The following is a 12,341-nucleotide window of genomic DNA, read 5'->3' as shown; positions in this document are numbered from 1 at the left end:
ACAATCTTACCCCCACGTTTGCTAACAAAAGTTAGCGGCTAAAAGAATTGTTCGTTGGAGCCTGGCCTATCCAGGCCTCCGTCGAAGACCGCAGGTGTTTCGCAAGAAACTTAATCCCCTGCGTAGACGGTGACAGAACGCTAAGATTATTTTAAATACTCTGGCTTGTTTCTGCTCACCGTATTAAGACGCTCTTCCCGTTGGGTCGAGTGAAGTGAGTTCCGGAACATGAGTTCCGGCAAACATCCAGGAGCAAAGCTAATGGCTTTAAATCTTCAAGACAAACAAGCGATTGTTGCTGAAGTCAGCGAAGTAGCCAAAGGCGCGCTGTCTGCAGTAGTTGCGGATTCCCGTGGCGTTACTGTAGACAAAATGACTGAACTGCGTAAAGCAGGTCGTGAAGCTGGCGTATACATGCGTGTTGTTCGTAACACCCTGCTGCGTCGCGTAGTTGAAGGTACTCAGTTCGAGTGCCTGAAAGACACGTTTGTTGGTCCGACCCTGATTGCATACTCTATGGAACACCCGGGCGCTGCTGCTCGTCTGTTCAAAGAGTTCGCGAAAGCGAATGCAAAATTTGAGGTCAAAGCTGCAGCCTTTGAAGGTGAGTTGATCCCGGCATCGCAAATCGATCGCCTGGCAACCCTGCCGACCTACGAAGAAGCAATTGCACGCCTGATGGCAACCATGAAAGAAGCTGCGGCTGGCAAACTGGTTCGCACTCTGGCTGCTGTACGCGATGCGAAAGAAGCTGCTTAATCGCAGTTATCTTTATAAAGCATTTGCTTACGTATAAACTTATTCTGATTTTCAGGAACAATTTAAATGTCTATCACTAAAGATCAAATCATTGAAGCAGTAGCAGCTATGTCCGTAATGGACGTTGTAGAGCTGGTTTCTGCAATGGAAGAAAAATTCGGTGTTTCTGCTGCTGCTGCTGTAGCTGTAGCTGCGGGCCCGGCTGAAGCTGCTGAAGAAAAAACTGAATTCGACGTAATTCTGAAAGCTGCTGGCGCGAACAAAGTTGCTGTAATCAAAGCAGTACGTGGCGCAACTGGCCTGGGTCTGAAAGAAGCTAAAGACCTGGTAGAATCTGCTCCAGCTGCGCTGAAAGAAGGCGTGAGCAAAGACGACGCAGAAGCACTGAAAAAATCTCTGGAAGAAGCTGGCGCTGAAGTTGAAGTTAAATAAGCCAACTTTTCTGGTTGCAGCCTAAGTAATTAGGCTGATGGCTGGTGACTTTTTAGTCACCAGCCTTTTTGCGCTGTAAGGCATCAGCAGCATTTCACACTGTTTGACTGCTGGTTGTCCTGACAATGCTTGTTTCTATCGACGACTTAATATACTGCGACAGGGTGCTCGCTCTGTGTAAATCGCAATGAAATGGTTTAAGCGTGATAGCAACAGGTATTGCGGAAAGTATTCAATTTTCCGGTCCACAAAATGGTGTTGCACAAACTGTCCCTTCGTCGGACAGATGGGTCGACTTGTCAGCGAGCTGAGGAACCCTATGGTTTACTCCTATACCGAGAAAAAACGTATTCGTAAGGATTTTGGTAAACGTCCACAAGTTCTGGACATTCCATATCTCCTTTCTATCCAGCTTGACTCGTTCCAGAAGTTTATCGAGCAAGATCCTGAAGGGCAGTACGGCCTGGAAGCAGCCTTCCGTTCCGTGTTCCCGATTCAGAGCTACAGCGGTAATTCCGAGCTGCAGTACGTCAGCTACCGCCTTGGCGAACCGGTGTTTGACGTTCAGGAATGTCAGATCCGTGGCGTGACCTATTCCGCACCGCTGCGCGTAAAACTGCGTCTGGTGATCTACGAGCGCGAAGCGCCGGAAGGCACCGTAAAAGACATTAAAGAACAAGAAGTCTACATGGGTGAAATTCCACTCATGACGGACAACGGTACTTTCGTTATCAACGGTACTGAGCGTGTTATCGTTTCCCAGCTGCACCGTAGCCCGGGTGTCTTCTTCGACAGCGATAAAGGTAAAACGCACTCTTCCGGTAAAGTACTGTATAACGCACGCATCATTCCTTACCGTGGTTCATGGCTGGACTTCGAATTCGATCCAAAAGACAACCTGTTTGTCCGTATCGACCGTCGTCGTAAGCTGCCTGCAACCATCATTCTGCGTGCACTGAACTATACCACTGAGCAGATCCTGGACCTGTTCTTTGAGAAAGTGATCTTTGAAATCCGCGACAACAAATTGCAGATGGAGTTGGTGCCGGAACGTCTGCGTGGTGAGACCGCGTCGTTCGACATCGAAGCCGACGGCAAAGTGTATGTGGAAAAAGGTCGCCGTATCACCGCGCGCCACATCCGCCAGCTGGAAAAAGATGATATCAAACACATCGAAGTTCCGGTTGAATACATTGCAGGAAAAGTAGCCGCGAAAGATTACGTTGATGAATCAACTGGCGAGCTGATCTGCCCGGCGAACATGGAGCTGAGCCTGGATCTGCTGGCTAAGCTGAGTCAGGCTGGCCACAAACGTATCGAAACGCTGTTCACCAACGATCTGGATCACGGTCCGTACATCTCTGAGACTGTACGCGTCGACCCAACCAACGATCGTCTGAGCGCGCTGGTCGAAATCTACCGCATGATGCGTCCTGGTGAGCCACCAACTCGCGAAGCGGCTGAAAGCCTGTTCGAGAACCTGTTCTTCTCCGAAGACCGCTACGATCTGTCCGCGGTTGGTCGTATGAAGTTCAACCGTTCTCTGCTGCGCGACGAAATCGAAGGTTCCGGTATCCTGAGCAAAGACGACATCATTGAAGTGATGAAGAAGCTCATCGATATCCGTAACGGTAAAGGCGAAGTGGACGATATCGACCACCTCGGCAACCGTCGTATCCGTTCCGTAGGCGAAATGGCGGAAAACCAGTTCCGCGTTGGCCTGGTACGTGTAGAGCGTGCGGTGAAAGAGCGTCTGTCTCTGGGCGATCTGGATACCCTGATGCCTCAGGATATGATCAACGCCAAGCCGATTTCTGCGGCAGTGAAAGAGTTCTTCGGTTCCAGCCAGCTGTCTCAGTTCATGGACCAGAACAACCCGCTGTCTGAGATCACACACAAACGTCGTATCTCCGCACTCGGCCCAGGCGGTCTGACCCGTGAACGCGCAGGCTTTGAAGTTCGAGACGTACACCCGACTCACTACGGTCGCGTATGTCCAATCGAAACGCCTGAAGGTCCAAACATCGGTCTGATCAACTCCCTGTCCGTGTACGCACAGACGAACGAATACGGTTTCCTCGAGACCCCGTATCGTAAAGTGACCGACGGTGTTGTTACTGACGAAATTCATTACCTGTCTGCTATTGAAGAAGGCAACTACGTTATCGCTCAGGCGAACTCCAACCTGGATGACGAAGGCCACTTTGTAGAAGATCTGGTTACCTGCCGTAGCAAAGGCGAATCCAGCTTGTTCAGCCGCGACCAGGTTGACTACATGGACGTATCCACCCAGCAGGTGGTATCCGTCGGTGCGTCCCTGATCCCGTTCCTGGAACACGATGACGCCAACCGTGCATTGATGGGTGCGAACATGCAACGTCAGGCCGTTCCAACTCTGCGTGCTGATAAGCCGCTGGTTGGTACCGGTATGGAACGTGCTGTTGCCGTTGACTCTGGTGTTACAGCAGTTGCTAAGCGTGGCGGTACCGTTCAGTACGTTGACGCATCCCGTATCGTTATCAAAGTTAACGAAGACGAGATGTATCCGGGCGAAGCGGGTATCGACATCTACAACCTGACCAAATACACCCGTTCTAACCAGAACACCTGTATCAACCAGATGCCATGTGTGTCTCTGGGTGAGCCAGTTGAGCGCGGCGACGTGCTGGCAGACGGTCCGTCCACCGACCTCGGTGAACTGGCGCTCGGTCAGAACATGCGCGTAGCGTTCATGCCGTGGAACGGTTACAACTTCGAAGACTCCATCCTCGTCTCCGAGCGTGTGGTTCAGGAAGATCGTTTCACCACCATCCACATTCAGGAACTGGCATGTGTGTCCCGTGACACCAAGCTGGGGCCAGAAGAGATCACCGCTGACATCCCGAACGTGGGTGAAGCTGCGCTCTCTAAACTGGATGAATCCGGTATTGTTTACATCGGCGCGGAAGTGACCGGCGGTGACATTCTGGTTGGTAAGGTCACGCCGAAAGGCGAAACCCAGCTGACGCCAGAAGAGAAACTGCTGCGTGCTATCTTCGGTGAGAAAGCGTCTGACGTTAAAGACTCTTCTCTGCGCGTACCAAACGGTGTTTCCGGTACGGTTATCGACGTTCAGGTCTTCACCCGTGACGGCGTTGAGAAAGATAAGCGTGCGCTGGAAATCGAAGAGATGCAGCTCAAACAGGCTAAGAAAGACCTGTCTGAAGAACTGCAAATCCTCGAAGCAGGTCTGTTCAGCCGTATCTATGCGGTGCTGGTTGCCGGTGGCGTTGAAGCTGAGAAGCTCGACAAACTGCCACGCGATCGCTGGCTGGAACTGGGCCTGACCGACGAAGAGAAACAGAATCAGCTGGAACAGCTGGCTGAGCAGTATGACGAACTGAAACACGAGTTCGAGAAAAAACTCGAAGCGAAACGCCGCAAAATCACTCAGGGCGACGATCTGGCACCAGGCGTGCTGAAGATTGTTAAGGTGTATCTGGCTGTTAAACGTCAGATCCAGCCTGGTGATAAGATGGCAGGTCGTCACGGTAACAAGGGTGTTATCTCTAAGATCAACCCGATCGAAGATATGCCGCACGATGCTAACGGTACGCCGGTAGATATCGTACTGAACCCACTGGGCGTACCGTCTCGTATGAACATCGGTCAGATTCTGGAAACCCACCTGGGTATGGCTGCGAAAGGTATCGGCGATAAGATCAACGCCATGCTGAAACAGCAGCAGGAAGTCGCGAAACTGCGCGAGTTCATCCAGCGTGCCTACGATCTGGGTACCGACGTTCGTCAGAAAGTCGACCTGAACACCTTCAGCGATGAAGAAGTGCTGCGTCTGGCAGAGAACCTGCGCAAAGGTATGCCAATTGCAACGCCGGTATTCGACGGTGCAAAAGAAGCTGAAATTAAAGAGCTGCTGCAACTGGGTGGTCTGCCAACGTCTGGCCAGATTACGCTGTTTGACGGCCGTACCGGTGAACAGTTCGAGCGTCCGGTAACCGTAGGTTACATGTACATGCTGAAACTGAACCACCTGGTCGACGACAAGATGCACGCTCGTTCTACCGGTTCTTACAGCCTGGTTACTCAGCAGCCGCTGGGTGGTAAGGCTCAGTTCGGTGGTCAGCGCTTCGGGGAGATGGAAGTGTGGGCGCTGGAAGCATACGGCGCAGCATACACCTTGCAGGAAATGCTCACCGTTAAGTCTGATGACGTGAACGGTCGTACTAAGATGTATAAGAACATCGTAGACGGCAACCATCAGATGGAACCGGGCATGCCAGAATCCTTCAACGTACTGTTGAAAGAGATTCGTTCGCTGGGTATCAACATCGAACTGGAAGACGAGTAATTCTCGCTCAAACAGGTCACTGCTGTCGGGTTAACGCCCGACAGCAGAGTGTGCTAACTCCGACGGGAGCAAATCCGTGAAAGACTTATTAAAGTTTCTGAAAGCGCAAACTAAAACCGAAGAGTTTGATGCGATCAAAATTGCTCTGGCTTCGCCAGACATGATCCGTTCATGGTCTTTCGGTGAAGTTAAAAAGCCGGAAACCATTAACTACCGTACGTTCAAACCTGAGCGTGACGGCCTTTTCTGTGCGCGTATTTTCGGGCCAGTAAAAGATTACGAGTGCCTGTGCGGTAAGTACAAGCGCCTGAAACACCGTGGTGTGATCTGTGAGAAGTGCGGCGTTGAAGTGACCCAGACCAAAGTACGCCGTGAGCGTATGGGCCACATCGAGCTGGCGTCTCCGACCGCTCACATCTGGTTCCTGAAATCTCTGCCGTCCCGTATCGGTCTGCTGCTGGATATGCCGCTGCGCGATATCGAACGTGTTCTGTACTTCGAATCTTATGTGGTTATCGAAGGCGGGATGACCAATCTGGAACGTAACCAGATCCTGACCGAAGAACAGTATCTGGACGCGCTGGAAGAGTTCGGTGACGAATTCGACGCGAAGATGGGTGCGGAAGCTATCCAGGCCCTGCTGAAGAGCATGGATCTGGAGCAAGAGTGTGAAACTCTGCGCGAAGAGCTGAACGAAACCAACTCCGAAACCAAGCGTAAAAAGCTGACCAAGCGTATCAAACTGCTGGAAGCGTTCGTTCAGTCTGGTAACAAACCAGAGTGGATGATCCTGACCGTTCTGCCGGTTCTGCCGCCAGATCTGCGTCCGCTGGTTCCGCTGGATGGTGGTCGTTTCGCAACGTCGGATCTGAACGATCTGTACCGTCGCGTGATCAACCGTAACAACCGTCTGAAACGTCTGCTGGATCTGGCTGCGCCGGACATCATCGTACGCAACGAAAAACGTATGCTTCAGGAAGCAGTCGATGCCCTGTTGGATAACGGTCGTCGTGGTCGTGCGATCACCGGTTCTAACAAACGTCCTCTGAAATCTTTGGCCGACATGATCAAAGGTAAGCAGGGTCGTTTCCGTCAGAACCTGCTCGGTAAGCGTGTTGACTACTCCGGTCGTTCTGTAATCACCGTAGGTCCATACCTGCGTCTGCATCAGTGCGGTCTGCCGAAGAAAATGGCACTGGAGCTGTTCAAACCGTTCATCTACGGCAAGCTGGAACTGCGTGGCCTCGCCACCACCATCAAAGCCGCGAAGAAAATGGTTGAGCGTGAAGAAGCTGTCGTTTGGGATATCCTGGACGAAGTGATCCGCGAACACCCGGTACTGCTGAACCGTGCACCAACTCTGCACCGTCTGGGTATCCAGGCCTTTGAGCCAGTCCTGATCGAAGGTAAAGCGATCCAGCTGCACCCGCTGGTTTGTGCGGCCTATAACGCCGACTTCGATGGTGACCAGATGGCTGTTCACGTACCGCTGACGCTGGAAGCCCAGCTCGAAGCGCGTGCGCTGATGATGTCTACCAACAACATCCTGTCTCCAGCGAACGGTGAACCTATCATCGTTCCTTCTCAGGACGTTGTACTGGGTCTGTACTACATGACCCGTGACTGTGTTAACGCCAAAGGCGAAGGCATGGTGCTGACTGGCCCGAAAGAAGCTGAGCGTATTTATCGCGCTGGCCTGGCCTCTCTGCATGCGCGCGTTAAAGTGCGTATCACCGAATACGAAAAAGATGAAAACGGCGAGTTCGTTGCGCACACCAGCCTGAAAGACACGACCGTTGGCCGTGCCATTCTGTGGATGATCGTACCGAAAGGTCTGCCTTTCTCCATCGTCAACCAGGCGCTGGGCAAGAAAGCGATCTCCAAAATGCTGAACACCTGTTACCGCATTCTGGGTCTGAAGCCGACCGTTATCTTCGCTGACCAGACAATGTACACCGGCTTTGCTTATGCAGCGCGTTCAGGTGCATCTGTTGGTATCGATGACATGGTCATCCCAGAGAAGAAACACGAGATCATCTCTGAAGCGGAAGCTGAAGTTGCTGAGATCCAGGAGCAGTTCCAGTCTGGTCTGGTAACCGCAGGCGAACGTTACAACAAAGTTATCGATATCTGGGCTGCGGCGAACGATCGTGTATCTAAAGCGATGATGGATAACCTGCAAACCGAAACCGTGATTAACCGTGACGGCGTAGAAGAGCAGCAGGTCTCCTTCAACAGCATCTACATGATGGCCGACTCCGGTGCGCGTGGTTCTGCGGCACAGATTCGTCAGCTGGCAGGTATGCGTGGTCTGATGGCGAAGCCAGATGGCTCCATCATCGAAACGCCAATCACCGCGAACTTCCGTGAAGGTCTGAACGTACTCCAGTACTTCATCTCCACGCACGGTGCGCGTAAAGGTCTGGCGGATACCGCACTGAAAACGGCGAACTCCGGTTATCTGACGCGTCGTCTGGTTGACGTTGCGCAGGATCTGGTCGTCACCGAAGACGATTGTGGCACCCTCGAAGGTATCACCATGACCCCGGTTATCGAGGGTGGTGATGTTAAAGAGCCGCTGCGCGATCGCGTACTGGGTCGTGTGACCGCGGAAGACATTCTGAAGCCGGGCACCGCAGACATTCTGGTTCCACGCAACACCCTGCTGCACGAACAGTGGTGTGACCTGCTGGAAGCGAACTCTGTTGACTCCGTGAAAGTGCGTTCCGTTGTATCCTGTGACACCGACTTTGGTGTGTGTGCGCACTGCTACGGTCGTGACCTGGCGCGTGGCCACATCATCAACAAAGGTGAGGCTATCGGCGTTATCGCGGCACAGTCCATCGGTGAGCCGGGTACACAGCTGACGATGCGTACGTTCCACATCGGTGGTGCGGCATCTCGTGCGGCTGCTGAATCCAGCATCCAGGTGAAAAACAAAGGTAGCATCAAGCTCAGCAACGCGAAGTCGGTTGTGAACTCCAGCGGTAAACTGGTTATCACTTCCCGTAACACCGAGCTGAAGCTGATCGACGAATTCGGTCGTACCAAAGAGAGCTATAAAGTGCCTTACGGTGCGGTTATGGCGAAAGGTGATGGCGAGCAGGTTGCTGGCGGTGAAACCGTTGCAAACTGGGATCCACACACCATGCCGGTTATCACCGAAGTAAGTGGTTTCATCCGCTTCACTGACATGATCGACGGCCAGACCATTACTCGTCAGACCGACGAGCTGACCGGTCTGTCTTCTCTGGTGGTTCTGGATTCTGCTGAACGTACTACCGGCGGTAAAGATCTGCGTCCTGCACTGAAAATCGTTGATGCTCAGGGCAACGACGTTCTGATCCCTGGTACCGATATGCCTGCGCAGTACTTCCTGCCGGGTAAAGCGATTGTACAGCTGGAAGATGGCGTACAGATCAGCTCTGGTGACACCCTGGCGCGTATTCCTCAGGAATCCGGCGGTACCAAGGACATCACCGGTGGTCTGCCACGCGTTGCGGACCTGTTCGAAGCACGTCGTCCGAAAGAGCCTGCGATCCTGGCTGAAATCAGCGGTATCATCTCCTTCGGTAAAGAGACCAAAGGTAAGCGCCGCCTGGTTATTACGCCAGTAGATGGCAGCGAGCCGTACGAAGAGATGATTCCTAAGTGGCGTCAGCTCAACGTGTTCGAAGGTGAACGCGTAGAACGTGGTGACGTGGTTTCCGATGGTCCAGAAGCGCCGCACGACATCCTGCGTCTGCGTGGTGTGCATGCTGTTACCCGTTACATTGTTAACGAAGTACAGGACGTATACCGTCTGCAAGGCGTTAAGATTAACGATAAACACATTGAAGTTATCGTTCGTCAGATGCTGCGTAAAGCAACCATCGAAAACGCGGGCAGCTCCGACTTCCTGGAAGGCGAGCAGGTTGAATACTCACGCGTTAAGATCGCTAACCGCGATCTGGAAGCGAACGGCAAAATCGGTGCGACCTTCGCACGCGATCTGTTGGGTATCACCAAAGCGTCTCTGGCAACCGAGTCCTTCATCTCTGCTGCATCGTTCCAGGAAACCACTCGTGTCCTGACCGAAGCGGCTGTTGCAGGTAAACGTGATGAACTGCGCGGTCTGAAAGAGAACGTTATCGTGGGTCGTCTGATCCCGGCCGGTACCGGTTATGCGTACCACCAGGATCGTATGCGTCGTCGCGCAGCGGGCGAACTGCCAGCTGCACCGCAGGTGACTGCCGAAGATGCATCCGCGAGCCTTGCAGAACTGCTGAACGCAGGTCTGGGCGGTTCCGACAACGAGTAATCGTTGATGCCCGGTAGGTAAAATTACCGGGCATATGAATCACAGGTCGGGTAAGCGTAGCGCCACCCGACAATAAAAAACCCGCCTCGGCGGGTTTTTTTACATCTGTATGTCTTCAGTTCACTAACGGGATACGTCGATAAAGCTCAATCATATCGCCCGCCAGATCCTGAATAACCATCGCGTTCATCAGGTGATCCTGAGAGTGAACGGTGATCAGGTTAACCGGAAGTTTCCCGGTCCCTTCATCAAGACCGATAAGCTGCGTCTGGATCGTATGCGCATGTTTCACATATTCACGCGATTCTTCCATCGCTTTCTCGGCTTCATCAAAGTCGCCTTTTCGCGCCATCTGCAACGCCGTCAGGGCCGCGCTGCGCGCTGCGCCTGCGTTGACAAGCAGTTCCATAATCGTGGTTTCTAAGTCTTCCATTATGACTCCAGAAGTTTGAGCGCTTTTTCCAGTACGGCATCACCTTTCATCATGCCGTAATCCATCATGTCGATGACCGCAACCTTTTTTCCGAGCGGATCGGCCTGCGCCTGGAGTTTTGCCTGTTCGTATTTAACCTGTGGCCCCAGTAATACGATATCAGCCGTCGCGATGTTATCTTTAAACTCCGCGACCGGAACGGCTTTAATGGTTACTTCGACTCCTTTTTTCTGCGCGGCATCTTTCATACGTTGAACCAGCATGCTGGTTGACATTCCCGCTGCACAGCATAAAACGATGTTCTTCATAGTCAGCCTCGATCTACATGTGTTTATTGATAATTATCCCGTGCAGACCGCTTCAACAACCGCTTTACCGCGATTGTGTGTCAGGCATCACAAAGAAATCGGCATTTTTCTGAAACCGGTTACAATTTTACAGCGGAGAGCATTCTGCCCGTCAGATCGGGCAGAATTTGAGGAAGGGTATTATCGGCAGGCCGTGCTTACGATGCGGTTTTTACCCTGTTGTTTAGCGGTATACAGCGCTTCATCTACGCTACCGATAAATTGTTCCAGCGGTTCGAAGTGCCACTCTCCCATCCCGGCGCTGAAGGTCACTCGCAGGTTCTCTTCCCGCCAGGTCCGCTTTTCAACGGCGGTGCGCCAGGCTTCCAGTAGCGCGTGCGCGGAGTTCATCAGCTCGGCCGGGAATATCACGCCGAACTCTTCTCCACCGTAGCGGTAAACGGAAACGTGGTGCGGCTGCATGATCTGAATACCTTCCCGCGCCACGTTGCGCAGCACAATATCCCCGCTCAGGTGGCCCCAGGTGTCGTTAATGGATTTGAAGTTATCGATGTCGATCAGCGCCAGAACGAAGGGTTGATGAGCGGTCAGCAGCTCATCCACATCGTTATCGAACGCACGGCGATTTTTGCAGCCTGTCAGCGCATCATGGGTGGCCTGACGGACATAGGCCAGCTCGCGTTCTTTATTGGTTCGAATGGTATGGCTGAGCATCGCCTCAAGGCGTGGTGCCTGGTTGACGTCGCCGGTTTTGATGGCGTTGATAATGTTCATCAGCACAGAACGCGAGGCATGACGAAGGTAAAGCCCGAACAAAATGATGATGATTGCCGCCAGCGCAAATCCCCAGCCGACGACGGTGGTTTCATGCCGGGTGATGACGTTAAGCGTGGCATCGGAGACCCGATAAATCACAAACCAGTCCGGATTGGTGAAAGAGTAGTAGTAATACCAGGTTTTACTTTTGGGGTCGAAAAGATGGCCTTCGCCGCTGGTCATTTTGTCCATCAGCGCTTCGCTTACGTACTGCTTAAAGAGCGCCCCCGTGTCCGGATGCAGCACAACGGCGCCGTCACGCTCCACGACAAAAAACTCACCCTGAACAGGCGCCACCATCTGGCGCAGGGTATACCCCATGGACGTTAAATCAAGATGGAAAGCGAGCGTGCCCTTCAGACGGCCTTCCGGTGAAATGACCGGCTTATAGAGGGTGACAGTAGGATGTTGGGTGAAATAGTCCAGATAGGGGCGGGTGTAGTGAGGAAAGTTGCTGGCTTCCGCTTGCCCGACAAACCATGGGCGGGTTCTGGCGTCGAACGACTTACTTTTCTCCGTTGGCAGCACTTCCGGCGCGCGCAGATGGCGCCCTTCTGTGTCCGCCAGAGAGATAGACGACACCGTCGGCATCAGGTTCTGCAAATGCATCAACATCTGCAAACCGTGTGTCGGATCGATATTTATTGTCTGATTTACTCTGTCGTTACGGGCGAAGTACATCGCAGCGCGACCAAGAATATAGTCATTTTCTCGCAGGATGGATTCGGTATAGTTCACCGCCAGATTATGGGTGAAATTACCATTAATTTTATGATAATCCTCAAGAAAATCCTTTCTCTGTGAAAGGATGACCGGGATGGCGATCAGCGCGAAACTGAACAGGATCCCCGCGAAGCTGACCATAATTGGCCGGGTAAAAGAGAGCTTTTTACTGTGGAGTGCCATGAGTTGTACATCAATCCAGATGGTAGACGCGTTGCGTCT

At 52.6% G+C, this 12,341-nt stretch carries 7 protein-coding genes; 4 read left to right on the top strand and 3 right to left on the bottom strand.

Translation table 11 applies throughout. The features are described 5' to 3' along the window. Positions 1-261 precede the first annotated feature (261 nt). The 4 genes from rplJ (at position 262) to rpoC (ending at position 9,839) form a co-directional block, all read left to right on the top strand. Positions 262-759, top strand: a complete 498-nt coding sequence (gene rplJ, locus KTH07_RS19065) for a 50S ribosomal protein L10 (protein ID WP_003862338.1) — start codon at positions 262-264, stop codon at positions 757-759. Positions 760-825: 66 nt separating this feature from the next. Then, complete coding sequence (gene rplL / locus KTH07_RS19060; protein ID WP_002445276.1) at positions 826-1,191, top strand: 50S ribosomal protein L7/L12; 366 nt, start codon at positions 826-828, stop codon at positions 1,189-1,191. Positions 1,192-1,510: 319 nt separating this feature from the next. Continuing rightward, positions 1,511-5,539, top strand: a complete 4,029-nt coding sequence (gene rpoB, locus KTH07_RS19055; RefSeq protein WP_008503453.1) for a DNA-directed RNA polymerase subunit beta — start codon at positions 1,511-1,513, stop codon at positions 5,537-5,539. Positions 5,540-5,615: 76 nt separating this feature from the next. Next, positions 5,616-9,839 (top strand): DNA-directed RNA polymerase subunit beta', encoded by a 4,224-nt coding sequence (rpoC, locus tag KTH07_RS19050; protein ID WP_017384083.1) that lies wholly within the window; start codon positions 5,616-5,618, stop codon positions 9,837-9,839. Positions 9,840-9,954: 115 nt separating this feature from the next. Here the strand turns inward: rpoC and KTH07_RS19045 are convergent, their stop codons facing one another. The 3 genes from KTH07_RS19045 to KTH07_RS19035 form a co-directional block, all read right to left on the bottom strand. Continuing rightward, entirely contained in the window at positions 9,955-10,272 is a 318-nt protein-coding gene (locus tag KTH07_RS19045) for a PTS lactose/cellobiose transporter subunit IIA (RefSeq protein ID WP_003862327.1), read from the bottom strand. Next, positions 10,272-10,580 carry a PTS sugar transporter subunit IIB gene (locus KTH07_RS19040; RefSeq protein ID WP_010425948.1) on the bottom strand — a complete coding sequence of 103 codons (309 nt, stop codon included), beginning with the start codon at positions 10,578-10,580 and terminating at the stop codon, positions 10,272-10,274. The genes KTH07_RS19045 and KTH07_RS19040 overlap by 1 nt, the downstream gene beginning before the upstream one ends. Before the next feature lie 180 nt (positions 10,581-10,760). Next, positions 10,761-12,302 carry a sensor domain-containing diguanylate cyclase gene (locus KTH07_RS19035; protein WP_063162058.1) on the bottom strand — a complete coding sequence of 514 codons (1,542 nt, stop codon included), beginning with the start codon at positions 12,300-12,302 and terminating at the stop codon, positions 10,761-10,763. Positions 12,303-12,341 lie beyond the last annotated feature (39 nt).

Origin of the sequence: Enterobacter cloacae complex sp. ECL72, from assembly GCF_019056635.1 — a bacterium.
Classification (GTDB): domain Bacteria; phylum Pseudomonadota; class Gammaproteobacteria; order Enterobacterales; family Enterobacteriaceae; genus Enterobacter; species Enterobacter hormaechei_C.
The sequence above is the reverse complement of the archived record's forward strand: the minus strand, read 5'-3'. Positions and strand labels throughout refer to the sequence as shown.